We start from the raw sequence: 26,659 nt of genomic DNA on the forward strand, positions 1-26,659 counted from the left end.
AAATCTGATCAGCTTAACTTCTTAAATATTTTGAATGATTAAACTGCGCTTAGTCTGAACGCAGGGCTTTAAATTCCGATTCTTCACCCTCATACTTGCAACAAGACTAAGATTAGAGACATAACATGCGCGTAGATATTTGGTCAGATGTGGTCTGCCCCTTCTGCTATATTGGTAAAAAACGTCTGGAAGCCGCTGCACAAGAAGCAGGGATTGAGCTTGAAGTACATTGGCATAGCTTTCAGTTAGATCCTGAAGCACCAGTCCGTCAGGAAATTTCCAATTCTGAGCGCTTGGCACAAAAATACGGCCGTTCAGTCGCAGAAGTTGAAGACATGCAGCGCAATATTGCTGAAATGGCCAAAGCTGAAGGGATTGAATTTAACTGGGAAGGTGCCAACTCAGGTAACACCTTGAATGCGCACCGCATCATCCACCTCGCGCAAAGCAAAGGCTTGGGCAACGAAGCACAGGAAGCTTTTTTCTATAGCTACATGACCCAAGGTCTGGCGATTGGCGAACGTGAAACGCTGGAAGATGTCGCGGCCCGTATCGGCCTGAATCCGGTGGAAGTGGATGATGTACTGGACTCAGAAGAATTTGCCGACTTTGTTAAATTTGACCAGGAAGTAGCACGTGACCAGCTCAAAGTTACCGGTGTTCCGTTCTTTGTATTTGATCAACGCATTGCTTTGGCAGGTGCTCAGCCGAAGGAAGTTTTCTTGCAAGTCCTTGAAAAAGCATTAGAGGAGCCACAGGAACAGCCAGCAGCTGATCAGTGTTCTACAGATGCTTGTGATGTTCCGGCAAAGCCTGAGTAAAAACTAAATCAAATTAAAAATCCCCATTCAAGATGGGGATTTTTTTATGGATGATATGAATTATTCAACCAGAAAACTGATCTTTAGATTGACACGATATTCGGTAATTTTATTGTCATTAATGACGACTTTCTGTTCATTGATCCAGGCACCTTGAACGTTTTTAATCGTTTCTGTGACTTTCGCGATGCCACTTTGAATTGCATCCTCAAAGCTTTTACTACTGCTTGAATTGACTTCTACCACTTTTGCAATTGCCATGATTCAACACTCACTCTGTGAAGATAGAAGCATTTATCTTAGTTGATTTAAATTTCTCTACAGCTCGTAGTAAACAAGCAATAGCAAAAACTTACAGGGAATGAACAAATACTAATCTGCCCTTACTGCTTTAAAAAATTTAAATCGAGACCTTTAGCTTTAAATAATCGCAAAAGAAATATTCACCCAGAATCTTCTAAAGCATCTAAAAAATGTATAAAAAACAATCCAAAACCATCTAGAGCAAATATTCTAATATATTGTTTTATAGAGTATTTTATCTAGAATTAGTTGCTTTTCTTGCCGATTTGATCATTTTTTATTAATTGCCATTTGATATTATTTTCACGTGATTTAGGACTAACTTTTTTCTTGTTCAAGCTCTTGAACACCCAGATATCAAAAGGTCATGTTATGAAAACTGTTAAATTTTTATGCGCAGCAACTGTGATGGCTTTTTCTCTACAAGCTTCAGCACAAATGGCTCAAGTGGTTTATCTTCCAGATTTCCCTGTGAGCAAAGCACCAGTTGAAACTGTAGCAACAGATACTGCGACTGCAGAAACTGAAAAAGCGGCTTAAGTCTTTAAGCGAAATCTCCCAGCAGGCTGAATTATTCAGCCTGTTTTTATTTCCGGATTTTAAAAATCTAACTTGCTCTTCTGTTTAGCGAGCATTAAAAACCTCATTATTTTTTATTTTATTTTGATTTCGTTCACTTTTTATTCAAAAACAACTACCAAATTCGCTTAAAAAATACTCAAAATAATCAAGTATTTTGTCAATCAGATGCTTATAATCAGAACCTGATCTTTTATGGATTTCAGACTTTCTTGTTATGAACCAGCTTCAAGCATTAATACAGGGAAAAATTTCTCCGCAGGCGGTTTCTGTGGATTTTTTGATTGAAATGGCTGAGCGTTATCCAGATCCCAACTCTACCGAATACAAACTGGTAGAACTTGCGGTCAATATGATCATGGCCAAAACACTGGATAAAGCACTCAAATATATCTAGAGAGCTAAAATGAATGCTTTAGAAAAAGCAAAATTAATTAAAGAATTAAACGAATTGGGGCAGCAATTAGAACATAAATCCCTCAGTTTATATGAAGCCGCCCGAACCAAAAAACGACTCCAGGATATTTTTCATCTCTGTGATGAACCTGTTTTTAAAAATCAGATTTTAAGTTTTAAATCCCGTGTTCAGCCTGAGCTGACAGCACATCAGTTTGCAGCAAGCACTCAGTTTCATCATTGTTATCGCGGTTATTTTAAGGATCCTGTCCAGCTGCAACAGGCACTGATTGCACATAGAGAAACAGGCTGGGCCTTTTTGCATCAGCCACAACAAGGCTGGCAAATCTGGCTGGGTCCTGTAGAGCAATCTGATTTTTTACATGGTGAATGGGATGAATTAGCAAATTGCCATCACTGGCTTTTGCAGCAACAGCAACAAGGCGCATATTTTCCTCTCGATCCTCAACTGAGTATTCCGGCTTTATCTGTTCAGGACGCCGAATTCGATACACTTACCCTGGAAATTGCGCGTTATCATCAGGGTAGTTTGCAGATTCAAACCAAGATCACTGCACCTCAACTGTCTAAAACAATCGAACCTGATTTAGACAGAGCAACTAGCGAAATAGAAGTTAAAACAGCTGAACTGTCTATAGAAATAAACAATACGGATAATTCATCCTCTAGTCCGGTGCTAGATGAACACATTACTTTCCCTGAATCTATACAGCTAGGTGAATTCTCTGCCCTGCTGCACCCCTTAGAACATACTGGAGCGACTATACGGTGTCTCTGCGCCCTGGAATTACAACCGGCTGCTTCCCAACCGGCTGATCTGGAAATAGCACTATATTATGCTGAGGAAGACCACTGGCAGGCCCGTCCTGTTTATCTTGTCATGCAGACCGATCAGCAAGGGCAAGGTCTGAAATACCTGATGCTCTTGGGCGCACCGAGTCTCTTGCAGGCCAATTCCTGTATCCAGTACTGGGGCACGCAGCGTGGACGGTGTTGTATAGAGATAAAATCCATATCATGGGCAGCTTTAGGTGCCTGTCTTGATCAGATAGATCTTTTCAGTGAAATATATCTGCAACAAGCCGAAACGGTCTGGATGCCTGAGGAAAGCTATGCCTATATTCCGGCTCGGTGTATTCATCAAAAGAAATTTATCAATTTTGAGGAAGCGCCCGCTGATTTTTCTACTCCAATTTTATTGCTACAGGAACATCAGAAAATTCGGGTGATTCATGGAGAACGTCGCCTGGCATTGTCCAATCAGGAAATCGCTTATCCTTATTTAATGCTCAAACGTGATAAGGATTTGAATTGGCAAAAAATTCATCAAATTGTTTTAGGATTGTCACAGCCGGTACGGGTTTTAGATCTTTATATGGCAATTCAGGCACAAATCATTAAATAATTGATGTAGTTATGTAGTTTATCCTTGCTTTTTTTCCTTATTTTTTAGAAAACTAGCGCAGTAAATAAAATACGATAAGAGCAAGAATCAACTCATGCGAATAAACCAAATTACTCGAATCTTATTGCTATCACTTGGCGTGGGATTAAGTAGTAGCCCAGTTTGGGCAGAAGCATCTCCTACAGAACCTACAAAAACAGAACAACCTACAGGTACAGGTACAGGTACAGGTACAGGTACAGGTACAGGTACAGGTATTTTAGATCAGATTCCACGCTTGATCGATGCCACGCCCACGATTTTACCTGAACAGTCAGACGAAGCGATGGTGCCCACCACTGAGGAAACAGAAGATAAATCTTGGGCTGACAAAAAGCAGAAAAGAATCCGTGAATGGGCAGACCGCACCGCACATAAGATTGATAACTGGTTTGGCCAGACCAACCCGGATGAGCCAGCAACTGCGACTTTGCGAATCATCCTGGATAATAGCTGGGACAAATATGAAAACTATGAAATCAAGCCGAGGATTCGAGGAAAAATCAAGCTTCCAACCTTGGAACAAAGGTTAAGTCTGGTCTTTGGTGATGACAGTCTGGATAACGAACTGGACACCAATGTCGCGATTACCAATGAAAATCCTGGCAATGCCCGGGATAAAAATCTGGATATTCGCCGTACCCGCGAAAACAACAGCTCGTTTGCACTACGCTGGTCAGAATTTTCGAACGGCCTACCTTTCGATAGCGATCTGGATCTGGGGGTACGTTCTGGGGATGATATCTATATACGGGCCAAAATCAGTAAAGACTGGGCGATGCAGAATGACTTCTCTTTTCATGCCGAACAGATTTATCGTTATGGATTGCAGAGTGAAAACTATTTGCGAACCAACCTGGAACTGATTCATGCCCGTCCCAATGAGGCCTTTTTTTCCAATCAGTTAAGTCTGACCTATGCAGATGAGCAGGAAGACGATCTGACTTGGGATAACTATACTTTCAGGCAGCATCAATTTTTCCAAGGCAACCGCTTTAACTATGGTATTTATACGGGCGGCTATCTGGATGATAAAGACTTACGCTTAAATCGCTGGGGACCTTATGTGTCCTGGAGGCAACCTTTTTTACGTGAATGGTTCTTTGTCCAGGGCGACCTGAACTACCTGAATGATGACCGACTGGACCGCAGCCATTATCTGGGTGCGATGGTACGTCTTGAGGCTATTTTCTAAATTTGAATAAATCCGAAACTATAAAAGCCCATAAAATATGGGCTTTTTAATGTCTGAATCCAATGAGTTTTTATTGGCGGTGCTCAACCGTCGTAAAGGTAATTCGATCACTACGAATCACACGTTTTTGCTGCAAAGAAGGCCGTTCCATCTGTGGCATATTCCATACTGCGCGGTCTGTACGCTGCATTCGTTTTACCTTTGGCGCTTCTTTTTTCATGGGTGCCTGAAAACTAATATGATCACTACGAGTCACTTTTTTGGACTCAGTATCGGCCATTGTGGCTGCGCTCATTGATACCAGAATGATTGTACTCAGACTCATCATCAGTGATTTTTTCATGGGAGAATTCTCTTAACTTAATAATCGTTATTATAAATTAATATTTTAATTATTATCTATTTTTTAGATTCAAAACCTAAAGGTATTTTTTTATTCTGGCTATCGCTTTTTTAAATCATTAAAGGGGGAATTCAAGTTTTAAACGCTAAATTCAGAACATAAAAAATCCCTCCGTAGAGGGATTTTTGAAATATAAAAATTAACCCAATAATAGACTGTTAATACGTTTTACATACTCAGCCGGATTTTCTGGTAGTCCACCTTCTGCAATCATTGCCTGATCAAAGATCACATTGGCCAGATCATCAAACTGGGCAGAACCTTCCAGTTTTTTCACCAGTGGATGTTCCGGGTTAATCTCCAGAATCGGCTTCACATCCGGTACAGGCTGACCTGCATCTTTCAGCATACGAATCAGTTGTGGAGAAAGCTCCCCTTCTCCTGTAACCAGACAGGCTGGAGAGTCGACTAGACGAGTTGTTACACGTACTTCTTTGGTTTTGTCTTTCAAAGAATCTGTTAGCTTTTCAACCACAGGTTTAAACTGTTCAGCAGCCGCTTCAAGTGCTTTTTTCTCTTCCGCATCTTGCAGATCACCTAGATCCACTGCACCCTTAGAGACATTTTGCAATGGTGTACCATCGAACTCATGCACAAAGTTCATTGCCCATTCATCGACACGCTCTGACATCAGCAATACTTCAATGCCTTTTTTCTTGAACACTTCCAGTTGCGGTGAGTTTTTCGCAGCATTCAGGCTTTCAGCGGTAATGTAGTAAATCGCTTTCTGGCCTTCTTTCATGCGTGCTTTATAGTCCGCCAATGAAGTGCTTACTTCATCATTGGTTGAAGTCGCATAGCGCAGCAGTTTCAAGATGCGTTCGCGGTTACCGAAATCTTCACCTAAACCTTCTTTCAGCACCGCACCAAATTCGCGGTAGAAAGTTTTGAAGTTTTCCTGATCTTTTTCATCTTCAGATTTTGCCAGATTATCCAAAGTGGTCAGAATACGGCGGGTATTGCCTTCACGGATGGTTTTCACATCACGGCTTTCCTGCAGCAATTCACGGCTCACGTTCAATGGTAGATCGGCACTGTCTACCACGCCCTGTACAAAGCGCAGATAGTTTGGAATCAGGTTATCCGCATCATCCATAATGAACACACGTTTCACATACAGCTTGATGCCGGCCTTCGCTTCACGGGTGAAAATATCCTGTGGTGCCTTGCTTGGGATATAAAGCAGTTGGGTATATTCAGTACTACCTTCAACACGGTTATGCGCCCAAGCCAATGGGGCAGCAAAATCATGAGTCAGGTTTTTATAGAATTCGGTATATTGCTCTTCAGTAATCTCAGATTTATTCCGAGTCCACAATGCGCTGGCCGAGTTAATCGCTTCCCACTCATCGGTCTTCACATATTGACCGCCTTTTGGTGTTTCCCCTTCAGCAGCTTCTTCTTCCTGCCAGACTTCTTTTTGCATCTGGATTGGCAAGCTGATGTGATCTGAGTATTTATTGATGATCTGTTTGACTTTATAGCTTTGCAGATAATCCAGCGCATCTTCACGCAGATGCAGAATAATATCGGTACCACGACCTTCTTTGGTGATCTGTTCAACTTCGAATTCACCGGTACCGCCACTGATCCAGCGTACCCCTTCTGAGGCATCTGTACCGGCACGGCGTGATTCTACGGTAATCTTGTCAGCCACAATAAAGCCTGAGTAGAAACCGACACCAAACTGGCCAATCAGCTGCGCATCAGCTTTCTGATCCCCCGTCAGTTTTGACATAAAGTCTTTGGTCCCTGATTTGGCAATTGTCCCCAGATTTTCAATGGCTTCTTGCTGGCTTAAACCGATCCCGTTATCTGAAATGGTAATAGTTTTATTTTCTGGATCGAGGCTGACACGAACGCGGAGATCAGGATCATTTTCATAATATTCAGGATGGTTGATCCCTTCAAAACGTAATTTGTCACATGCATCTGAAGCATTAGAAATCAATTCACGCAGGAAAATTTCAGGATTTGAATAAAGCGAATGGGTCACGAGGTGCAGTAACTGCGCTACCTCAGCCTGGAAACTGTGTTTTTGTACGCTTAAATCGCTCATGAATCACTCCTATTATTTTAGATACAGATGTTAACTGTTGCCTATATGAATGGAGTGAGTTCAATAATTTTCAATAGCCTCAAAATAATTTTTTCGCAAAAAATATTTTTATGGCTTTCATTTTTATCAGTTTAATTGATGGGATGGACAAGACTTAATAAGGCCCCATTTTATAGATACGATCAAAATGCAGATCAAGCTGCTGCTGACGCATGTTATAAACCTGGCTCAAGCAGGATACGGATTCCTGGCAGCGGTCACGGAACTGCAGCCATTTCACCTGATCACGTTGAATCACCGAACGTGTTCCCATCGGCACCATACGGCGCAAGATGTTATAGCTGGTACTCATTTTGACATCCGCATCATTCAGCAAACGATGTTCACAAATTGTTTTCTCAGTCGCGGTTGTCGCTTTCTGACAATTAAAACTGGCAGCATAACTCTGTGAAATAAACAGCGTGCTGAAGATCAAAAGGCTCTTCGACAAAAAACTCATGCTTTGATCTTCCTTATTATTAAGTCGTATTCAATTAATATTTACTTTATTCGTTTTAATATATTTGAGTATTGCCAATCTGCTCAATTTCAATACGTTATAAATCGTTGTTATTTTGAAAAAAAGCCCCATTCTTGATGAGGCTTTTGGAAAAAGTGAACCAAAAAATTGGAACTTAGAATTTGTAGCTATAACCCAAAGTGTAAATCACTGGATCAATATCAAGATCAAATTTTTCAACTCCTAATTCTGCAGCGGTATCAGCATTTAGAGTTACCTCTGGGCTTAACTGAGCATAACGAGCATCAAAGAATATACCCCAATTTTTTGCATCTGCTGGCTGGTAGTTGAAGCCTACTTGACCTGCAAAACCAAAGTCTTCTTTCACATCTTTAGCAATACCTGACTCATCCCAAGCAATAAATGCTGTGCCACCTACACCAATATATGGCGTAAAGCGAGTTGAGTTTTTAAAGTGATATTTAGCAGTCAATGTTGGTGGCAAGTGTTTAATACTTACAGCTTCTCCACCATTCACAAGTACATCATGTTTGATTGGAGCAGCAAGAAGTAATTCGGTAGAAATATTGTCATTAAAGAAATATTCAACAGATGGTGTAAATGCTAATTCATTATCAGCTTCAACTTTTAAATCACCTAATGAAACTGATTCAGTCGGAGCTAATGCTGATGCACCAACTTTAACTTGCCACTCACCTGCCATTGCAGATGCTGAAAGACCCATTAATGCAATTAGAGCAACTTGCTTTAACATTTTGAATACCCCATGGGAAGAATAATTATCAAGAAAAATAAACCTTAATTAATAATAAACATGGCTTAAATTAATATGCAATAGAGGTTTTAAAACTAATTTTTATTTATTATTTAAGTATATGTAATTATTATATATTTATTTTAAATCGACCATATTGGTTGGTTTTAAATACCCAGTAAATTAATCAGATTAAAATAATAATATTCAGAGTAAAATAATCAGGTTTATATTAATTTTTTATTTAAACATATATTTTAAATACATCTTATAATTTATTTTAAATCTAGGCAAATCTGCTCCGATTTATATCAGAGCAGATTAAAAAGAACTTACAGAACCATGGCTGCAATCCAGCCAAAAATGATAAGCGGAATATTAAAATGAATGAAGGTTGGAACCACACTATCCTTCATATGGTCATGCTGACCATCCATATTCAGACCGGATGTTGGACCTAGAGTTGAATCTGATGCTGGAGAGCCGGCATCACCCAAAGCAGCCGCAGTCCCGATGATCGCAATAGTTGCTGCAGGACTAAAACCAAATTGAATGCAGAGCGGTACATAAATAATCGCCAGAATCGGAATGGTAGAGAAGGATGAACCGATACCCAGAGTAATCAGCAGACCAATCAACAACATTAAAAAGGCTGCAAGTGCCTGGCTATTACCAATCCAGTCAACCGACGCTTCAACCAGCGCAGGAACCTGTCCTGTTGCCTCAATCACGGCAGCAAAACCTTGCGCGGCAATCATGATAAAGCCAACCAGAGCCATCATACGCATACCGGTGATGATCACATCATCTGCTTCTTTCCATTTAAAGATTCCGGCACAACTCAAGATTGCGACACCGACCAGACCGGCAAGAATCATCGAATCTGAATAGAGCTGTACCACAAGAGTTGCAATCACCGCGATCGCTGCCATCCAGATGGTCAGTTTGGCAATTTGTGGTTTCGCTGATTTTTGTTCTACACCCAGTTCAGCAGAGATACTTTGCTGCTGTTCCACATGGATATCTTTATAAAGACGTGGCTTACGGTAGCTGATAAACATGGCTACCAGCAAACCCACGAACATACCTGAGACCGGAATTGCCATCGCAGCGGGAATCTGGTCATAAGTAATCTCAAAGCCATAAGGTTTACCAAAGGTATTGATGTTATGGCCCAGAATATCATTCAGGAAGATGGCACCAAAACCGACTGGAACCAGCATATATGTTCCCACCAGACCAAAGGTCAGCAGACAGGCCACCAAACGGCGATCCAGCTTCAGATGGTTAAATACCAGCAATAACGGTGGAATCAGAACCGGAATAAAGGCGATGTGCACTGGAATCACGTTTTGCGAGAAAACGGCAGCCAATGCGACTGTACAGAAGATCAGATATTTAACCTTGCTCTGTGCCTTTTCTGATGCCTCACCTTTTAAGGTAGTGATCATTTTATAGGCCAGCAAGTCAGGCAAACCGGAACGTGCCAAGGCCAAAGCAAAGGCACCCAAGATGCCATAAGCCAAGGCAATTTTAGCGCCACCGCCCAGACCATTGTTAAATGCGTCTAAAGTTCCCTGGAGGCCAAGACCTGCCAGCAAACCACCCGTAACAGCACCAATGACCAGGGCAAAAACCACAGGTACACGTGCCAATGAGAGTCCAAACATGACTCCAATAGCAGCAAGAATTGCGAACATAATGAATTGGGAATGAGAGAAAACGGCTATTTTATCAGAAAATCCGGATAAAAATTCTTCCACTTATCCCTTGCCGAGTCACGTTCCCAATCTCCGTATCAGATGGTCGCTGTTAATTTCTGCTGAATAAAATTATGGATTAGATGAGCCACCTGTTCCGGCTGGCTCAAAATCGCCCAGTGATTGGCATTTAATTCTACCCGGGAAAAATCTTTTACCCATTTTGGCATTTCATCAATCAGATCTGGGCCAACAAACTGGTCCTTCTTGAGCACAATTGCCTGTACCGGACAGACTGCAAAACGCTGTCTAGGTCGAGATAAACGCGGTAAAAAGTTCGCCCGATACAGATTAACGCCATATTTTCCGTCTTTGACAATATTCTGGTTTAGCGGCAGATTTTCCTGCTGTTCCAGCTGACTGATCATTTTGCCCCAACGTTCTGCATTAAAGAAATTCCATGCGGTAGGCGCTATAAAAGGCAACTGGAATACCGCGATATACCAGGACCTGGTCATCTGTTTAAAGAACTTGGGCTTATGCTGTTTAAACTGTTCACGCATCCAGAAAGCAGCATGATCCAGACATGGACCTGACATGGTGCTAAAAGACAAAATCCGGCCTTTAAATTTAGGTTCGGTGACCACTTCCCAAGCCTGGATTGAACCCCAGTCATGAGCCGCAAGGTGGAAAGCTCGTCCCGGCAAGACCTGATCGATCACTTGCTCTAAATCTGCACACAGGCGTTCCAGACGATAATGCCGAATTTTCTTGGGAACGCTGGAGCCTCCTGCTCCGCGCACATCATAGGTCACCACAAAATAATCCTGAACGAGGTGAGAAATCACCGCTTCCCAAACATCCTGATGGTCAGGATAACCATGAACCAGCACCAAAGCCGGTCGCTCAGGCTCGCCCCAGGCTTTCACATAGAGACGTTGATGATCGCGGGTATCTACCCACTGGCTATGTCTTTGCATAGATGTATCCTTATTCGCTGATTGACTCTTTTATTGTTGAAATAGGCACGATTTATCAATGCCAGCTTATTTTTGTTGTTCTAGTATGCATACAAGACCAGAAAAAAGAATATCCGCATGAGCCTATTACGAAAAATTCAGCAACTGCCCTTGTTATCCAAATTTATCCTGAATCGCTATGCCCCTTATCGTGGAGCAGGCATTGTCATTGATGAAATGGATTTTGCCAATTATCACGTTCGCGTGAAAATGCCACTGACTCGCAAAAATCAGAATATTGTCGGAGTACATTTTGGTGGCAGCCTGTATTCCATGGTCGATCCTTTTTATATGTTATTGCTGATGCACCATCTGGGTCCGAAATACATTGTCTGGGATAAAAGCTCTACCATTCAGTTTCTAGCGCCAGGACGTGGAACGGTCTATGCGGACATCCGGATTTCCAGGCAGGAAGTACAAACAGTAAAAGAACTGGCAGCTGACCATAGTCCGGTTTATCGCCAGTATCAGCTCAATATTTATGATGATTCCGGTGTGCGTATCGCTGAGGTACAAAAGACCGTTTATATCCGCCTTAAACAGAGCAAAGGCAAGCTTCGAGAAGCTAAATAACGAAATTGAATAAACTAAAAGCGCCATGGAGGCGCTTTTAAATCTATCTGGAGGATAGTTCTGTCGATTAACGACGACGGTTATTCTGTTCGATCGCTGCACCAGCACCACCACCGATGGCACCACCAATTGCAGCCCCACCTGTACCGCCAAAGATGCTTTTACCCACTGCAGAACCTACAGCACCACCGACACCACTATAGGTCGCATTACGGTTTGAACCACCTTGAGCTTTACTACCGACTGCTGCACCGGCACCACCGCCAACTGCTGCACCAACACCACCACCTACTCTGTTACCTACACCACCACCCACTGCACCACCGAGCGCAGCTGCGCCAATACGCTGATCTTTAGCAGACATATTTTCACAGCCTGCCAACATAAAAGTGGAGATAGTTGCAACAGCCATTACGCTCATTAACTTTTTCATGATCTTGGCCTTCCTTCGTGCTTTGACTTAAGATTAACCTGATTTTAAGGAGCGATTCATAACAAGATGTTAAATCTTGAAACCTTCATGATTTATTTTGTAAAGAGCGCATGAAAGATCATGTTTTATTGATGATTTCTCCATATTTAGGACAAGTAACTACCAGATAATCTGATCTTTTCTAGCAATATAAATATATATAATTTGAGAAATAAAAAAGCCACCCGAAGGTGGCTTTTTTAAAATGATTTAGCGGCTAATTACAGACCGTTAAATTCATCGCTGAATGCTTGGCTCAACGCTTGGTCTACATCAGAGAAGTCATTGTGCAGTTCAAATTCTGCAGCTTCTGCTTCTTGACGACGACGCTCTAAGTGGTAAGCCAGACCTGTACCCGCTGGGATCAGACGACCTACAACTACGTTTTCTTTCAGACCGCGTAGATCATCTTCTTTACCTGTTACAGCCGCTTCAGTTAACACACGAGTGGTTTCCTGGAACGATGCAGCAGAGATGAACGAGTCAGTAGAAAGCGACGCTTTGGTAATACCCATCAATTGACGTTCAAATTTCGCAGGGAACTTGTTTTGCGCAAGAACAGCTTGGTTCTCTTGCATCACACGGATGTAATCCACTTGTTCGCCTTTGATGAAGCTTGTATCGCCACCGTCAGTGATGTCCACTTTACGCAGCATTTGACGTACGATCACTTCGATGTGTTTATCGTTGATTTTTACACCTTGCAGACGGTAAACGTCCTGAACTTCGTTCACGATGTAGTTGGTCAACGCCACTTCACCTTTCAGACGTAAGATGTCATGCGGGTTCTGTGGACCATCAGAAATGGTTTCACCACGGTTCACATGTTCGCCTTCGAACACGTTAATGGTACGCCATTTCGGAATCAGCTCTTCGTAGATCTCAGAACCATCATCCGGAGTAATCACCAGACGGTTTTTACCTTTGGTCTCTTTACCGAAGCTTACAACACCTGACACTTCTGCAAGGATCGCGTGTTCTTTCGGCTTACGTGCTTCGAACAAGTCAGCAACACGTGGCAGACCACCGGTAATATCACGAGTACGTGAAGATTCTTGTGGTACACGACCGATAACGTCACCCACACCAATTGTTTCGCCATCACGGACAGAAAGAATAGTGTTTTGTGGCAGGAAGTAGAACTGTTCGCCGCCATCTACGGTATCAAGCACAACTGCTGGACGTAAATCTTTACCAGACGCTGGACGCGAAGTTACAGGCAAGATTTCAACAGTCGTCATACCTGTTGCATCATCAGTTTTCGATGTTGCAGTTACACCATCAGCGATCTGGCTGAAGCGAACTTTACCGGCAACTTCTGTAACCAGTGGATGTGTATGCGGATCCCAAGTCGCTACGATACCGCCTGCTTCTACGCCTTCACCATCCTTGATCAGGATAGATGCACCGTATGGCAGTTTGTAACGTTCACGCTCACGACCGATCTCATCTGCAATACCGATTTCACCTGAACGTGAAGTTGATACCAAGTGACCTTTCGCATGCTGTACAGTTTTCACATTGTGGAAACGTACAGTACCTTTGTTACGAACTTGTACGCTGTTTGCAGCAGAAGTTCGGCTCGCAGCACCACCTACGTGGAATGTACGCATGGTTAACTGTGTACCCGGCTCACCAATCGACTGAGCAGCCATAACACCCACAGATTCACCTGGGTTTACCAAGTGACCGCGTGCAAGGTCACGACCGTAACATTTCGCACAAACACCGAAAGTAGATTCACAAGATACGACTGAACGTACTTTAACTTCATCGACACCTTGCTCTTCCAGGTAGTTTGCAAGTTTTTCGTCGATCAATGTGTTACGCGGCAGAATAACTTCTTCAGTACCTGCACGTTTCACATCTTCAGCAACTACACGACCCAGTACTCGAGTACCCAGGTTCTCGATCACGTCACCGCCTTGAATGAACGGAGTCATAACAAGACCAGACAACGTACCACAATCCGGCTCAGTGATGACTAAGTCTTGCGCAACGTCTACCAGACGACGAGTCAGGTAACCTGAGTTCGCTGTTTTCAGTGCTGTATCGGCCAAACCTTTACGTGCACCGTGTGTTGAAATGAAGTACTGAAGTACTGTCAAACCTTCACGGAAGTTCGCTTTAATAGGCGTTTCAATGATCGAACCATCTGGTTTCGCCATCAGACCACGCATACCAGCCAACTGACGAATCTGAGCTGCGGAACCACGGGCACCAGAGTCAGACATCATGTAGATGCTGTTGAATGATTTCTGTTTCTCATCCTCACCCTGTTTGTTCTTAACAGTCGTGAATGACAAGTTGTCCATCATCGCTTTCGCTACCTGGTCGTTTGTACGCGCCCAGATATCGACCACTTTGTTATAACGTTCGCCGGCAGTTACGAAACCTTGTTCGAACTGTTGTTCGATTTCACGAACTTCAGCTTCGGCTTTCCCGATAATCGCTTGTTTTTGTGGTGGAATGACCATGTCTTCCATACCAACAGAAACACCAGAATGAGTCGCTTGACGGAAACCAAGGTACATCAATTGGTCAGCGAAGATAACAGTGTCTTTCAGACCCAGTTTACGGTAGCAAGAGTTGATTAACTTAGAGATGTTCTTTTTGGTCATCTCAACGTTAATTTGCTGGAAGTCCATACCTTCAGGCACAACTTCCCAAAGCAGACAGCGACCAGGAGTCGTATCTACGATAATCGTTTGCTGTTCACGTTCACCGTTTTCGTTGATCACGGTTTGGTGTACACGTGCTTTCACGCGAGCGTGCATATCCACCTGACCAGTCGCAAGCGCACGGTTTACTTCGTCAGTGTCCGCGAACACCATGCCTTCACCTTTGGCATTTACCGCATCACGAGTGATGTAGTAAAGACCCAAGACAACGTCCTGAGACGGTACGATGATTGGCTCACCGTTCGCTGGAGACAGAATGTTGTTGGTCGACATCATTAACGCACGAGCTTCTAACTGAGCTTCAAGTGTTAATGGTACGTGTACCGCCATTTGGTCACCGTCGAAGTCGGCGTTGAACGCAGCACATACGAGTGGGTGAAGACGGATCGCTTTACCTTCAATCAGAATAGGTTCAAACGCTTGAAGACCTAGACGGTGAAGTGTCGGCGCACGGTTCAACATCACTGGATGCTGACGGATGACTGATGCAAGTACGTCCCAAACTTCTGGAGTTTCGCGTTCAACCATTTTCTTCGCAGCTTTAATGGTTGTTGCTTGACCAGATGCTTGCAGTTTCGCAAAGATGAATGGCTTGAACAGTTCAAGCGCCATTTTCTTAGGAAGACCGCATTGGTGTAAACGAAGGCTTGGACCTACGGTAATTACCGAACGACCAGAGTAATCGACACGTTTACCCAACAAGTTCTGACGGAAACGACCTTGTTTACCTTTGATCATATCTGCCAAAGATTTAAGAGGACGTTTGTTAGAACCAGTAATCGCACGACCACGACGACCGTTATCCAGCAATGCATCTACAGATTCTTGCAACATACGTTTTTCGTTACGTACGATGATGTCTGGAGCTGCAAGGTCAAGAAGACGTTTTAAACGGTTGTTACGGTTGATCACACGACGGTAAAGGTCGTTCAAATCAGAAGTCGCGAAACGACCACCTTCAAGTGGTACAAGCGGACGAAGATCTGGTGGAAGTACAGGAAGTACGTTCATCACCATCCATTCTGGCTTGTTGTTCGAATCGTTGAATGCTTCCATCAATTTCAGACGCTTAGAGGCTTTTTTAAGCTTAGTTTCTGAAGTTGTATTTGGAATTTCTTCACGAAGACGCGCAATTTCAGCTTCAAGATCGATATCTTTAAGCAAGTCTTGAACCGCTTCTGCACCCATTTTCGCAGTGAATTCATCACCGTGTTCTTCTAACGCATTGAAGTATTCTTCATCGTTAAGAAGTTGGTATTTCTCAAATGGAGTCATACCTGGGTCAGTGACAACATAAGATTCGAAATACAATACGCGTTCGATATCACGTAGCGTCATGTCTAATAAAAGACCGATACGGCTAGGAAGTGATTTCAAGAACCAGATGTGTGCAACTGGAGAAGCCAATTCGATGTGACCCATACGCTCACGACGAACTTTCGCAGTTGTTACTTCAACGCCACATTTTTCACAAATGACGCCTTTGTATTTCATGCGCTTGTATTTACCACACAAGCATTCGTAATCTTTTACTGGACCAAAGATTTTGGCACAGAATAAACCGTCACGTTCTGGTTTGAACGTACGGTAGTTAATGGTTTCTGGCTTTTTAACTTCACCATGAGACCACGACTTAATCATTTCTGGTGACGCAAGACCAATACGGATGCGATCAAACTCTACTGGAGCATGACCGTCGGAATCCGTCTTTTTGCGCATGATATCGAGCAAGTCTTTCAATTTTTTTCTCCGTGTGTCGAGGAGATTTTCACTTCCCGACTGGGTCACAAATATTGTTTTTTAACTGAAATTTGGAATCTCCCCTAACCCCTCTTTACTAAAGAGGGGAACTCCCCCTTTGAAAAAGGGGGCCAGGGGGATTAATTAGTCACCATTTTTCAGTTCAATGTTGATACCTAAAGAACGGATCTCTTTGGTCAATACGTTGAACGATTCAGGCATACCTGGGTCCATATAATGGTTACCATCTACAATGTTCTTATAGATACGGGTACGGCCTTCAACGTCATCCGACTTCACAGTAAGCATTTCTTGAAGCGTATATGCTGCACCGTATGCTTCTAGTGCCCAGACTTCCATCTCACCGAAACGCTGACCACCGAATTGTGCTTTACCACCAAGCGGCTGTTGCGTTACTAGAGAGTAAGAACCAGTAGAACGCGCATGCATCTTGTCGTCAACCAAGTGGTTCAGTTTCAGCATGTACATGTAACCTACAGTTACAGGACGGTCGAAACGTTCACCAGTACGGCCATCGTACAATACAGTTTGACCCGTACGTGACAAGCCAGCAAGCTCAAGTAATTCTTTGATCTGACCTTCTTCAGCACCATCAAATACTGGAGTTGCCAGAGGAACACCTTTACGCAGGTTACCAGACAGTTTCAAGATTTCTTCATCAGTCAGGCTGTCAAGATCTTCTTGCTGACCGCCAACCTTATTATAAATCTTGTCTAGGAAATCACGCAGTTCAAGAACTGTACGCTGTTCTTTCAGCATCTTGTCGATTTGATCGCCAAGACCTTTAGCAGCCATACCCAAGTGAGTTTCCAGAATCTGACCCACGTTCATACGTGATGGTACACCGAGCGGGTTCAGTACGATATCTACTGGTACACCATTGGCATCGTGCGGCATGTCTTCAACAGGCAGGATGTTAGAAACTACACCCTTGTTACCGTGACGACCTGCCATCTTATCACCAGGCTGGATACGACGTTTAACGGCCAGGTAAACCTTAACAACTTTCAATACGCCAGTTGTCAGTTCGTCACCTGTAGAAAGTTTGCGTTTTTTCTCAGCAAATTTCTCATCAATTTCAAGGCTCTTCTCTTTCAGGAACACTTGAATTTGAGTTAAACGTTCAGCAATTGCTTCATCACTTGGTTGGATATCAAGCAGATCAACCAGCTCTAAACCAGATAACAATTCTTCAGACAGTTTGTCACCGCGTTTAGTAGTACCGCCACCGTTAGATTCCTGACCTTTCAACAGACGTACAATACGTTCACGTGCTGCTTCTTCGAAGATTTTGTATTCTTCTTTCAAGTCTTTACGGTAAGCATCCAGCTGAGCTTTTTCAATTGCCTGAGCACGTTCGTCTTTCTCAAGACCGTCACGTGTAAACACTTGAACGTCGATCACAGTACCTTTAGTACCCGATGGAACACGTAAAGAAGAATCTTTTACATCAGCCGCTTTTTCACCGAAGATTGCACGAAGCAGTTTTTCTTCAGGAGTTAACTGAGTTTCACCTTTAGGCGTTACTTTACCTACCAGGATGTCACCCGCAGTCACTTCAGCACCGATGTAAACGATACCTGACTCGTCCAGTTTAGAAAGCGCTGCTTCACCCACGTTCGGAATATCGGCAGTAATTTCTTCAGCACCCAATTTGGTATCACGTGCAACACATGAAAGTTCTTGGATGTGAATAGACGTTAAACGGTCTTCTTGAAGAACACGCTCAGATAACAAGATCGAGTCTTCGTAGTTGTAACCATTCCAGGTCATGAACGCTACACGCATGTTTTGACCAAGCGCAAGCTCACCGCCATCAGTTGATGGACCGTCAGCCAGAACGTCACCACGACCTACTTTATCGCCCAGGTTCACAAGAACTTTCTGGTTGATACAAGTGTTTTGGTTAGAACGTGTGTATTTGATCAGGTTATAGATATCTACACCTGCTTCGCCTGCAACCATTTCGTCTTCGTTGACACGAATCACGACACGCGAAGCGTCAACAAATTCAATACGACCACCACGTTTCGCGATTACACATACACCAGAGTCATGTGCTACGTTCGCTTCCATACCGGTACCAACCAGTGGTTTATCAGCAATTAACGTAGGAACAGCCTGACGTTGCATGTTCGAACCCATCAATGCACGGTTGGCGTCATCGTGCTCAAGGAACGGAATCAGTGATGCTGCTACAGATACAACCTGCTGAGCAGATACGTCCATATGCGTCACTTTTTCAGGAGGCATACGTACGAATTCACCTTGGTGACGTACAGAAACGAATTCTTCAGACAGGTTGCCATCTTTATCTACTGCAGAGTCGGCCTGTGCAATCACAGTACCTACTTCTTCAATCGCAGATAGGTATTCAACGTCATCAGTTACGCGACCATCAACCACTTTACGGTATGGAGTTTCCAGGAAACCGAAGTTGTTACATTTTGCGTAAACAGATAGCGAGTTGATCAAACCAATGTTTGGACCCTCAGGAGTCTCAATTGGACATACACGACCATAGTGAGTTTGATGTACGTCACGTACTTCGAAGCCCGCACGTTCACGAGTCAAACCACCAGGCCCAAGTGCTGATACACGACGTTTGTGTGTAATTTCAGACAACGGGTTGTTTTGGTCCATGAACTGAGACAACTGACTTGAACCAAAGAATTCTTTGATTGCAGCAGCCACTGGCTTCGCATTGATCAGGTCTTGCGGAGACAGATTATCAGTTTCAGCTTGAGACAGACGTTCTTTAACAGCACGCTCTACACGAACCAGACCTACACGGAATTGGTTCTCGGTCATTTCACCCACAGAACGAACACGACGGTTACCCAAGTGATCGATATCGTCGACTTCACCTTTACCGTTACGGATTTCTACTAATGTTTTTAATACATCAGTGATATCTTCATTCGAGAGAATGCCTTCAACTTCACGTGACTTCTGATCAGTACCCACTTCGTAAGGACGACCCAAACGACGGTTGAACTTCATACGACCCACTGGAGACAGATCATAACGCTCAGAAGAGAAGAACAGGTTATTGAACAGGTTCTCAGCAGCTTCTTTTGTTGGTGGCTCACCTGGACGCATGACTTTGTAGATTTCTACAAGCGCTTCATCACGGCTTACTGTGGTATCAGCACGTAATGTATCCGCAATGAATGGACCACGGTCGATATCGTTAGTGAACAGGATGTTGAACTGTTTCACGCCACCTTCTGCAATTTTCACCATGATTTCATGGCTTAGAACAGTATTGGCTGCAATCACATCACCATCTTTCAGTGGGATGTCTTCAGCAGTGATACGTTCGTACAGGTACTCATCAGGAACAGAAAGCTTCTCAAGACCAGATGCTTCCATTTGACGTACATGACGTGCGTTAATACGTTTACCTTGTTCAACAATGACTTTGCCGTCTTTGTCAGCAATGTCGAACTGTGCCATTTCGCCGCGCAGGCGCTCTGGAACAAGGTCAATTTGGTAGCTACCCATGTCCAGATACACAGGTACTTTCTCGTAGAACATGTCGAGAATTTGTTCGTTGGCATAACCCAGCGCACGAAGAACCACAGTCGCAAGCAATTTACGACGACGGTCAATACGTACGTAGACCAGGTCTTTGGCATCGAATTCAAAGTCTAACCATGAACCACGGTAAGGAATGATACGTGCTGAATAAAGGACTTTACCGCTTGAGTGAGTCTTGCCTTTATCGTGGTCAAAGAATACGCCCGGTGAACGGTGCAATTGCGATACGATTACACGCTCGGTACCGTTAATTACGAAAGTACCGTTGTCTGTCATAAGCGGCATTTCGCCCATGTAGACTTCTTGTTCACGTACGTCTTTGATTGATTTAGTTTCGCGATCTTTCAGGATCAAACGAATTTTTACGCGCATTGGTGCTGCATAAGTTGAGCCACGAAGGATACATTCGCGTACATCAAACTCAGGCTTACCAAGACTATACTCAACGAATTCTAAAGCAGCATTGCCAGAATAACTTTCAATAGGAAAAACTGAACGAAATGCGGCTTGGAGACCGATATCTTCGCGGTTTTTTGGTGATTTGCCATCTTGTAAGAATGTTCTGTACGAGTCGACTTGAATCGCGAGCAGGTACGGAGCATCCATGACGCTAGGCAATTTACCAAAATTCTTACGGATCCGTTTCTTTTCGGTATATGAGTATGCCATCTGGAGTCCTCGGAAAGTGTAAACCAAGCCCGCCTGCAGAACGGGCTCAGAAGGAATTACGCTGGCCGATATGGCCACCACTCTTTACAAATGCTGCAATTTTTAGTGGTATTAAAACGCTTAACAATATTTTTTTAATGAAAAATATTGGTAAGCGTTTGTTCATTATGTTTATTTTTAATTTGTATGAATTTTATATCATGCAAACAAAAATCGAGCCGATTATTGTAACGCAAAAAGGCTGATGACCCAAGAGCCATCAGCCAATTTTTGGAGCCGATTATAAAAAAACCGGCTCCTTTAAGAAATTACTTAAGAGTAACTGTAGCACCAGCTTCTTCAAGTTTTTTCTTAAGCTCTTCGCCTTCTTCTTTAGAAACGCCTTCTTTAAGAACTGTAGGTGCGCCTTCAACCATGTCTTTAGCTTCTTTCAAGCCAAGACCAGTAGCTTCACGAACTGCTTTAATTACAGCAACTTTGTTACCACCGAAAGAAGTCAACTCAACGTTGAATTCTGATTGTTCTTCAGCAGCAGCAGCAGCGCCAGGAGCAGCCGCAACAGCTACAGCAGCAGCAGATACGTTGAATTTCTCTTCGAAAGCAGAGATTAGTTCAACAAGTTCAAGAACAGTTTTTTCTGCAACTGCGTTTAGGATTTCTTCGTTAGTTAAAGCCATGAGAATAACTCCAAATGGAAATTGAATGGTGTGGAAATATGTTTTTGCTTAAGCAGCTTCTGACTCGTTTTTCTCTTTGAGCGCAGTAATAAGGCGACCCAGTTTCGAAATAGGAGCTTGAAGAACGTTTGCAAGCATAGTAAGCGCTTTTTCTTGGTTCGGAAGGTTTGCGATCACGCTAACTTCAGCACCTTTGTAAAGCTTGCCATCAAATGCAGCAGCTTTAAGCTCAAATGCTTTGTTAGATTTTGCAAATTCTTCGAACAAACGAGCAGCAGCACCCATGTCGTCTTCAGAAGTTGAGAAAGCTAAGATTGTTGGGCCAACAAGGTCATCGTTCAAGATATTGAATTGAGTATCTTGAAGAGCGCGTTTAGCCAGAGTATTACGTACAACACGTGTAGCAACACCCAGTTTACGAGCTTCAACACGTAGAGCAGTTAATTGCTCAACGGTTAAACCTTGGTAGTCAGCAACAACAGCAGCAAATGCAGTAGAAGCAATTTCACTTACTTCCGCTACGATCTGTTTTTTGCCTTCGATAAGAAGAGCCATTGTAAAACCTCCTAACGGTGATTTATGCATTCAAGGAATGCACTCCCAATTCGTAAATTCATCACTGAATTTACACGCGGAGGAGGAAGTAAATCACACCACCGCGTCTACGCAGGCTGGAGTATTAAGAGGAAAGCATAAAACTCCCCTCGCCTGAGGTCTTTGACGCTGATAAATTCTCATTTACCAATTCAAAGTTTGCCTAAGTTCGCAAGTAGTCCGAAACCGGTTTCTTCTTGCGTAAGTTTTAAAGCAGTGCTTTAAAACTTACTCAGGGCTTTAAAATTCTGTATAAGTTTAAAACTTATTTAGAAACGTTTGCTACATCAACGATCAGACCAGGACCCATAGTAGAGCTTAGAGTGATCTTTTGGATGTAAACACCTTTAGAAGTAGCAGGTTTTGCTTTCTTAAGGTCAGCTACAAGAGCTTCAACGTTTTGACGAACAGCTTCAGCAGAGAAACCTACTTGACCGATCGCAGCGTGGATAATACCTGCTTTGTCTACACGGTAACGCGCTTGACCAGCTTTTGCATTTTTAACTGCAGTCGCAACGTCAGGAGTTACAGTACCCACTTTAGGGTTTGGCATTAAGCCACGTGGACCAAGAATCGTACCCAGTTTACCAACAACGCGCATTGCATCAGGAGCAGCAATCACTACGTCGAAGTCAAGGTTTCCGCCTTGGATACTTTCAGCAAGATCGTCGAAACCAACAACGTCTGCACCAGCTTCTTTCGCAGCTTCGGCAGCAGCGCCTTGAGCAAATACAGCTACGCGTACAGTTTTACCAGTACCTGCAGGAAGAGTAGTCGCGCCACGAACAACCTGATCAGATTTACGAGGGTCAACACCTAGGTTTACAGCGATGTCCAAAGATTCTTTGAATTTCGCAGCTGGAAGGCTAGTAAGAACTTCTACAGCTTCTTCTAAAGTGTAAACTTTTTGTGCTTCTACAGCAGCAGCGATGGCTTTTTGACGTTTAGTTAACTTTGCCATGTCTTATAGCTCCACTTCCAAGCCCATAGAACGTGCAGAACCAGCGATGGTACGTACACGCGCGTCTAAATCAGCACCAGTTAAGTCTGGTTCTTTAGTAGTCGCGATTTCTTCCAATTGAGCACGAGTCAACTTACCAACTTTAGTTTTGTTAGGTACAGAAGAACCCTTTTGGATACCAGCAGCTTTCTTAAGAAGAACAGCAGCAGGTGGAGTTTTCATGATGAATGTGAACGACTTGTCGTTGTACACAGTGATCACGACTGGAATTGGCAGACCAGCTTCAACTTTTTGTGTAGCAGCATTGAATTCTTTACAGAATGCCATGATGTTAACACCACGTTGACCTAGTGCAGGACCAATCGGTGGAGATGGATTCGCTTTACCAGCTGGAACTTGCAGCTTGATATAGCCGTCAATCTTCTTAGCCATTTCAAATTACCTCTGGGTGCAAACGCCGCTAGGCTCCCCAATGATTTCAAGTAACGATACCGTTACAACAACAATGCCTGATTTGCACGCAAATCAGGCGTTTTCAACCCGAACAAATTAAACTGTTTTTTCGACTTGACGAAATTCCAGTTCAACCTGAGTTGGTCGGTTAAATACGTTAATGGTCAGCGTTAAGCGTGACTTGTCGTAAAGTACTTCTTCCACCACACCTTTAAAGTCAGTGAATGGACCGTCAATTACGAGTAATTCTTCGCCTGGTTCAAACATGGTCTTAGGACGCGGTGCTTCACCAGTATTGCGTACACGTGCAAGGATTGCATCAGCTTCTTTTTGCGTAATTGGAGCCGGTTTTTCAGCCGTACCACCAATAAAACCAAGCACTTTTGGACACTCTTTCACGATGTGCCAAGTGTCATCGTTCATTTCCATTTCGACTAATACATAGCCAGGAAAGAACTTACGCTCTGATTTACGCTTCTTGCCATCCTTCATTTCTACCACTTCTTCGGTAGGAACAAGGACTTCACCAAAGCTATCGGCAACAGCGCTACGCTGGATTCGATCATTAAGCGAACGCATCACTTGTTTTTCATAACCTGAATAGGCATGAATAATGTACCAACGTTTCATAGCTCTCTTACCCGATAATAAACTTCATTAACCAGCCTAAAACATAGTCAAAGCACCATAGAACAATGGCTGCAATTACTACAACAGCAAGGACTTGCCAAGATGTGGTCACAGTCTCTTGTTTGGTAGGCCAGGTCACTCGACGTAACTCGATTCGTGCATCTTTAAGAAGACGAACAAAGCCTTTGCCTTGATGGGTGGCGTATAATAAACCGAATGCCACAACGATACAAGCCAAAATTACCCCAATGCGCACCCAAATATCATTCGCAGGCGCCCAGTATGCAGGTAAATATTGGTTTACCATCATAGCACCGACCAATAAAATCAAGGCGATAACCCATAGAACAATGTCTAATGGAGAACCAGAACTTACATCTACAGCAGGATTATTTCTTTGAGGAATTGCCGCTTCGCTTAATGCGTCGCGTGATTTATCATTCGACATTTTTGTACTCGTCGTAGGTTTCGCGACTTATTATATGACCAGTTTTGCCGACATCAAGCGTCTTTTGAAAAAAACTTGGCAGGCCAGGAGGGACTCGAACCCCCAACATTCGGTTTTGGAGACCGACGCTCTACCAATTGAACTACTGGCCTGTAGATAAACTGGAGCCGAAACTCCAGCTTATTTTCTATTCTATGATTATGCAGTTACTTTAGCAACTACACCAGCACCAACTGTACGACCACCTTCACGGATCGCAAAACGTAGACCTGGGTCCATTGCGATTGGGTGGATTAGTTCTACTGACATTTCTACGTTGTCACCAGGCATAACCATTTCAACGCCTTCTTTCAAAGAAATCGCGCCAGTTACGTCAGTTGTACGGAAGTAGAACTGTGGACGGTAACCGTTAAGGAATGGAGTGTGACGACCACCTTCGTCTTTAGAAAGTACGTATACTTCTGCATCGAATTTAGTGTGCGGTTTGATAGAACCTGGTTTAGCAAGTACTTGACCACGTTGTACGTCTTCACGTTTAGTACCACGAAGCAAGATACCACAGTTCTCACCAGCACGGCCTTCGTCAAGAAGTTTACGGAACATTTCAACGCCAGTTACAGTAGTCTTAACTGTGTCTTTGATACCCACGATTTCAACTTCTTCACCAACTTTGATGATACCAGTTTCAACACGGCCAGTTACAACTGTACCACGACCAGAAATTGAGAATACGTCTTCGATTGGCATCAAGAATGCTTGGTCGATTGCACGTTCTGGTTCTGGGATGTAAGAGTCAAGCGCTTCAACAAGTGCTACTACAGCTGGTTCGCCGTATTGACCAGCTTCACCGTTAAGTGCAGCAAGTGCTGAACCACGGATTACAGGAGTGTCATCACCTGGGAAGTCGTAAGTAGAAAGAAGTTCACGAACTTCCATTTCAACCAGTTCAAGAAGCTCTTCGTCGTCTACAAGGTCGCATTTGTTCAAGAATACAACGATGTAAGGTACACCTACCTGACGAGAAAGCAGGATGTGTTCACGAGTTTGTGGCATTGGACCGTCAGTCGCAGCACATACAAGGATCGCGCCGTCCATCTGAGCAGCACCAGTAATCATGTTTTTAACATAATCGGCGTGGCCCGGGCAGTCTACGTGAGCGTAGTGACGAGTTGGAGAATCGTATTCTACGTGTGAAGTATTAATTGTAATACCACGTGCTTTTTCTTCTGGTGCAGAGTCGATTGCAGCGTAGTCTTTCGCTTCACCACCGAATGTTTTAGCACATACAGTTGCAATCGCAGCTGTTAAAGTTGTTTTACCATGGTCAACGTGACCGATTGTGCCCACGTTAACGTGTGGCTTATTACGTTCAAACTTAGCCTTAGCCATGTTAATCTTCCTCGTTTACGTCGAACACAATTCTGAGTAAAACCCAGCTCCGACATATCGTTTAAAAAAAACCAAACACCAAATACTTGAAAAGCAGACTAAATAGCCTGCTTTTGAAATATTTTTGCAACCACGTTGCCAAACTGTAATCTGGAGCTCTTATCGAGATTTGAACTCGAGACCTCTCCCTTACCAAGGGAGTGCTCTACCACTGAGCTATAAGAGCAAATATTAGCACTTCAAACAATGGAGCGGGAGACGAGGATCGAACTCGCGACATGCAGCTTGGAAGGCTGCCGCTCTACCAACTGAGCTACTCCCGCACGATGTTGGTACTTACCACTTTGAAGTCTTAAAATTGGTGGTGAGGGAAGGATTCGAACCTTCGAAACTTTCGTAGCGGAGTTACAGTCCGCCCCCTTTGACCGCTCGGGAACCTCACCATTTTTACACTTACATCAGTGTCGTTCTTTACTTCGCACTCCAAACTCTCTAAGATGGTGCCGGCACACGGATTCGAACTGTGGACCTACTGATTACAAGTCAGTTGCTCTACCAACTGAGCTATGCCGGCGTTTCTTAGTGTTTCGTACG

24 protein-coding genes and 5 tRNA genes are annotated in these 26,659 nt (G+C 43.5%); 7 read left to right on the forward strand and 22 right to left on the reverse strand.

The annotated features are described in order from the left end of the window. The first annotated feature begins 125 nt into the window (after positions 1–125). The gene (locus AC4MCC_RS13140; RefSeq protein ID WP_491885424.1) at positions 126–821 is read left to right on the forward strand and encodes a DsbA family oxidoreductase; all 696 of its coding nucleotides are present in this window, start codon (positions 126–128) and stop codon (positions 819–821) included. A gap of 60 nt (positions 822–881) precedes the next feature. Here AC4MCC_RS13140 and AC4MCC_RS13145 read toward each other — a convergent pair whose 3' ends face one another. Continuing rightward, positions 882–1,082 (reverse strand): dodecin family protein, encoded by a 201-nt coding sequence (locus AC4MCC_RS13145; protein WP_179991974.1) that lies wholly within the window; start codon positions 1,080–1,082, stop codon positions 882–884. A gap of 414 nt (positions 1,083–1,496) precedes the next feature. On the opposite strand from AC4MCC_RS13145, the gene AC4MCC_RS13150 reads away from it, so the two are divergent. The 4 genes from AC4MCC_RS13150 (at position 1,497) to AC4MCC_RS13165 (ending at position 4,759) form a co-directional block, all read left to right on the forward strand. Then, on the forward strand, positions 1,497–1,664 hold the full coding sequence (locus AC4MCC_RS13150; RefSeq protein WP_004781698.1) for a hypothetical protein: 168 nt from the start codon (positions 1,497–1,499) through the stop codon (positions 1,662–1,664). Positions 1,665–1,920: 256 nt separating this feature from the next. Then, on the forward strand, positions 1,921–2,100 hold the full coding sequence (locus tag AC4MCC_RS13155; RefSeq protein WP_419363850.1) for a hypothetical protein: 180 nt from the start codon (positions 1,921–1,923) through the stop codon (positions 2,098–2,100). 9 nt (positions 2,101–2,109) lie between these two features. Further along, positions 2,110–3,525 (forward strand): hypothetical protein, encoded by a 1,416-nt coding sequence (locus AC4MCC_RS13160; protein ID WP_491885425.1) that lies wholly within the window; start codon positions 2,110–2,112, stop codon positions 3,523–3,525. 94 nt (positions 3,526–3,619) lie between these two features. Beyond that, positions 3,620–4,759 carry a hypothetical protein gene (locus AC4MCC_RS13165; RefSeq protein WP_491885426.1) on the forward strand — a complete coding sequence of 380 codons (1,140 nt, stop codon included), beginning with the start codon at positions 3,620–3,622 and terminating at the stop codon, positions 4,757–4,759. Between the two features lie 70 nt (positions 4,760–4,829). Here AC4MCC_RS13165 and AC4MCC_RS13170 read toward each other — a convergent pair whose 3' ends face one another. The 6 genes from AC4MCC_RS13170 to AC4MCC_RS13195 form a co-directional block, all read right to left on the reverse strand. Continuing rightward, positions 4,830–5,102, reverse strand: coding sequence for a hypothetical protein (locus AC4MCC_RS13170; protein WP_491885427.1), 273 nt, complete (start codon positions 5,100–5,102; stop codon positions 4,830–4,832). A 199-nt stretch (positions 5,103–5,301) separates the two neighbouring features. Then, on the reverse strand, positions 5,302–7,221 hold the full coding sequence (htpG, locus tag AC4MCC_RS13175; protein ID WP_180025230.1) for a molecular chaperone HtpG: 1,920 nt from the start codon (positions 7,219–7,221) through the stop codon (positions 5,302–5,304). A gap of 154 nt (positions 7,222–7,375) precedes the next feature. Further along, complete coding sequence (locus AC4MCC_RS13180; protein ID WP_034170983.1) at positions 7,376–7,720, reverse strand: lysozyme inhibitor LprI family protein; 345 nt, start codon at positions 7,718–7,720, stop codon at positions 7,376–7,378. A 175-nt stretch (positions 7,721–7,895) separates the two neighbouring features. Next, positions 7,896–8,495, reverse strand: coding sequence for an OmpW/AlkL family protein (locus tag AC4MCC_RS13185; RefSeq protein ID WP_491885428.1), 600 nt, complete (start codon positions 8,493–8,495; stop codon positions 7,896–7,898). A gap of 332 nt (positions 8,496–8,827) precedes the next feature. Continuing rightward, positions 8,828–10,195, reverse strand: a complete 1,368-nt coding sequence (locus AC4MCC_RS13190; protein ID WP_180056293.1) for a Na+/H+ antiporter family protein — start codon at positions 10,193–10,195, stop codon at positions 8,828–8,830. A 98-nt stretch (positions 10,196–10,293) separates the two neighbouring features. Continuing rightward, entirely contained in the window at positions 10,294–11,175 is an 882-nt protein-coding gene (locus AC4MCC_RS13195) for an alpha/beta fold hydrolase (protein ID WP_491885429.1), read from the reverse strand. 117 nt (positions 11,176–11,292) lie between these two features. Between AC4MCC_RS13195 and AC4MCC_RS13200 the strand changes: the two genes are divergently transcribed. Beyond that, complete coding sequence (locus tag AC4MCC_RS13200; protein ID WP_419375043.1) at positions 11,293–11,787, forward strand: DUF4442 domain-containing protein; 495 nt, start codon at positions 11,293–11,295, stop codon at positions 11,785–11,787. Between the two features lie 67 nt (positions 11,788–11,854). Here the strand turns inward: AC4MCC_RS13200 and AC4MCC_RS13205 are convergent, their stop codons facing one another. The 3 genes from AC4MCC_RS13205 to rpoB all read right to left on the reverse strand — a co-directional run bounded on the left by AC4MCC_RS13205 (position 11,855) and on the right by rpoB (position 20,913). Beyond that, positions 11,855–12,220, reverse strand: coding sequence for a YMGG-like glycine zipper-containing protein (locus tag AC4MCC_RS13205; RefSeq protein WP_034170980.1), 366 nt, complete (start codon positions 12,218–12,220; stop codon positions 11,855–11,857). A 260-nt stretch (positions 12,221–12,480) separates the two neighbouring features. Further along, complete coding sequence (gene rpoC / locus AC4MCC_RS13210; protein WP_491885430.1) at positions 12,481–16,680, reverse strand: DNA-directed RNA polymerase subunit beta'; 4,200 nt, start codon at positions 16,678–16,680, stop codon at positions 12,481–12,483. Between the two features lie 144 nt (positions 16,681–16,824). Continuing rightward, on the reverse strand, positions 16,825–20,913 hold the full coding sequence (rpoB, locus tag AC4MCC_RS13215) for a DNA-directed RNA polymerase subunit beta (protein WP_004781674.1): 4,089 nt from the start codon (positions 20,911–20,913) through the stop codon (positions 16,825–16,827). Here rpoB and AC4MCC_RS13220 point away from each other — a divergent pair. After that, the gene (locus AC4MCC_RS13220; protein WP_034170979.1) at positions 20,907–21,158 is read left to right on the forward strand and encodes a hypothetical protein; all 252 of its coding nucleotides are present in this window, start codon (positions 20,907–20,909) and stop codon (positions 21,156–21,158) included. The two genes, rpoB and AC4MCC_RS13220, sit on opposite strands and share 7 nt — an antisense overlap. Positions 21,159–21,221: 63 nt before the next feature. On the opposite strand, the gene rplL is transcribed toward AC4MCC_RS13220, so the two are convergent. The 12 genes from rplL to AC4MCC_RS13280 all read right to left on the reverse strand — a co-directional run bounded on the left by rplL (position 21,222) and on the right by AC4MCC_RS13280 (position 26,639). Beyond that, entirely contained in the window at positions 21,222–21,590 is a 369-nt protein-coding gene (gene rplL / locus AC4MCC_RS13225) for a 50S ribosomal protein L7/L12 (protein WP_159123444.1), read from the reverse strand. A 48-nt stretch (positions 21,591–21,638) separates the two neighbouring features. After that, positions 21,639–22,145, reverse strand: a complete 507-nt coding sequence (gene rplJ, locus AC4MCC_RS13230) for a 50S ribosomal protein L10 (protein WP_491885431.1) — start codon at positions 22,143–22,145, stop codon at positions 21,639–21,641. 304 nt (positions 22,146–22,449) lie between these two features. Beyond that, positions 22,450–23,145 (reverse strand): 50S ribosomal protein L1, encoded by a 696-nt coding sequence (gene rplA / locus AC4MCC_RS13235; RefSeq protein WP_004781669.1) that lies wholly within the window; start codon positions 23,143–23,145, stop codon positions 22,450–22,452. A 3-nt stretch (positions 23,146–23,148) separates the two neighbouring features. Then, complete coding sequence (rplK, locus tag AC4MCC_RS13240) at positions 23,149–23,577, reverse strand: 50S ribosomal protein L11 (protein WP_004781668.1); 429 nt, start codon at positions 23,575–23,577, stop codon at positions 23,149–23,151. A 117-nt stretch (positions 23,578–23,694) separates the two neighbouring features. Then, entirely contained in the window at positions 23,695–24,228 is a 534-nt protein-coding gene (nusG, locus tag AC4MCC_RS13245) for a transcription termination/antitermination protein NusG (RefSeq protein ID WP_005232530.1), read from the reverse strand. Between the two features lie 7 nt (positions 24,229–24,235). After that, positions 24,236–24,676 (reverse strand): preprotein translocase subunit SecE, encoded by a 441-nt coding sequence (gene secE, locus AC4MCC_RS13250; RefSeq protein WP_491885432.1) that lies wholly within the window; start codon positions 24,674–24,676, stop codon positions 24,236–24,238. A gap of 76 nt (positions 24,677–24,752) precedes the next feature. Then, positions 24,753–24,828: transfer RNA gene (locus tag AC4MCC_RS13255), tRNA-Trp, on the reverse strand. Between the two features lie 46 nt (positions 24,829–24,874). Further along, positions 24,875–26,065 (reverse strand): elongation factor Tu, encoded by a 1,191-nt coding sequence (gene tuf, locus AC4MCC_RS13260; RefSeq protein ID WP_491885303.1) that lies wholly within the window; start codon positions 26,063–26,065, stop codon positions 24,875–24,877. Positions 26,066–26,216: 151 nt separating this feature from the next. Beyond that, positions 26,217–26,291, reverse strand: a tRNA-Thr gene (locus AC4MCC_RS13265). Between the two features lie 21 nt (positions 26,292–26,312). Next, positions 26,313–26,388: transfer RNA gene (locus AC4MCC_RS13270), tRNA-Gly, on the reverse strand. A gap of 36 nt (positions 26,389–26,424) precedes the next feature. After that, a tRNA-Tyr gene (locus tag AC4MCC_RS13275) sits at positions 26,425–26,508 on the reverse strand. Between the two features lie 55 nt (positions 26,509–26,563). After that, positions 26,564–26,639 (reverse strand) — tRNA-Thr (locus AC4MCC_RS13280). Between the last annotated feature and the right edge of the window lie 20 nt (positions 26,640–26,659).

The organism is Acinetobacter sp. CAU_H_56, from assembly GCF_058599425.1.

Coding starts and splice junctions, on each gene's coding strand:
- AC4MCC_RS13160 (WP_491885425.1), top strand. CDS start 2,110: ATGAATGCTTTAGAAAAAGCAAAATTAATTAAAGAATTAAACGAATTG.
- rpoB (WP_004781674.1), bottom strand. CDS start 20,913: ATGGCATACTCATATACCGAAAAGAAACGGATCCGTAAGAATTTTGGT.
- AC4MCC_RS13170 (WP_491885427.1), bottom strand. CDS start 5,102: ATGAAAAAATCACTGATGATGAGTCTGAGTACAATCATTCTGGTATCA.
- AC4MCC_RS13140 (WP_491885424.1), top strand. CDS start 126: ATGCGCGTAGATATTTGGTCAGATGTGGTCTGCCCCTTCTGCTATATT.
- AC4MCC_RS13165 (WP_491885426.1), top strand. CDS start 3,620: ATGCGAATAAACCAAATTACTCGAATCTTATTGCTATCACTTGGCGTG.
- AC4MCC_RS13220 (WP_034170979.1), top strand. CDS start 20,907: ATGCCATCTGGAGTCCTCGGAAAGTGTAAACCAAGCCCGCCTGCAGAA.
- AC4MCC_RS13180 (WP_034170983.1), bottom strand. CDS start 7,720: ATGAGTTTTTTGTCGAAGAGCCTTTTGATCTTCAGCACGCTGTTTATT.
- AC4MCC_RS13195 (WP_491885429.1), bottom strand. CDS start 11,175: ATGCAAAGACATAGCCAGTGGGTAGATACCCGCGATCATCAACGTCTC.
- AC4MCC_RS13150 (WP_004781698.1), top strand. CDS start 1,497: ATGAAAACTGTTAAATTTTTATGCGCAGCAACTGTGATGGCTTTTTCT.
- AC4MCC_RS13155 (WP_419363850.1), top strand. CDS start 1,921: ATGAACCAGCTTCAAGCATTAATACAGGGAAAAATTTCTCCGCAGGCG.
- rplA (WP_004781669.1), bottom strand. CDS start 23,145: ATGGCAAAGTTAACTAAACGTCAAAAAGCCATCGCTGCTGCTGTAGAA.
- rplK (WP_004781668.1), bottom strand. CDS start 23,577: ATGGCTAAGAAGATTGACGGCTATATCAAGCTGCAAGTTCCAGCTGGT.
- htpG (WP_180025230.1), bottom strand. CDS start 7,221: ATGAGCGATTTAAGCGTACAAAAACACAGTTTCCAGGCTGAGGTAGCG.
- secE (WP_491885432.1), bottom strand. CDS start 24,676: ATGTCGAATGATAAATCACGCGACGCATTAAGCGAAGCGGCAATTCCT.
- AC4MCC_RS13185 (WP_491885428.1), bottom strand. CDS start 8,495: ATGTTAAAGCAAGTTGCTCTAATTGCATTAATGGGTCTTTCAGCATCT.
- AC4MCC_RS13200 (WP_419375043.1), top strand. CDS start 11,293: ATGAGCCTATTACGAAAAATTCAGCAACTGCCCTTGTTATCCAAATTT.
- AC4MCC_RS13205 (WP_034170980.1), bottom strand. CDS start 12,220: ATGAAAAAGTTAATGAGCGTAATGGCTGTTGCAACTATCTCCACTTTT.
- AC4MCC_RS13190 (WP_180056293.1), bottom strand. CDS start 10,195: ATGTTCGCAATTCTTGCTGCTATTGGAGTCATGTTTGGACTCTCATTG.
- rplJ (WP_491885431.1), bottom strand. CDS start 22,145: ATGGCTCTTCTTATCGAAGGCAAAAAACAGATCGTAGCGGAAGTAAGT.
- rplL (WP_159123444.1), bottom strand. CDS start 21,590: ATGGCTTTAACTAACGAAGAAATCCTAAACGCAGTTGCAGAAAAAACT.
- AC4MCC_RS13145 (WP_179991974.1), bottom strand. CDS start 1,082: ATGGCAATTGCAAAAGTGGTAGAAGTCAATTCAAGCAGTAGTAAAAGC.
- tuf (WP_491885303.1), bottom strand. CDS start 26,065: ATGGCTAAGGCTAAGTTTGAACGTAATAAGCCACACGTTAACGTGGGC.
- nusG (WP_005232530.1), bottom strand. CDS start 24,228: ATGAAACGTTGGTACATTATTCATGCCTATTCAGGTTATGAAAAACAA.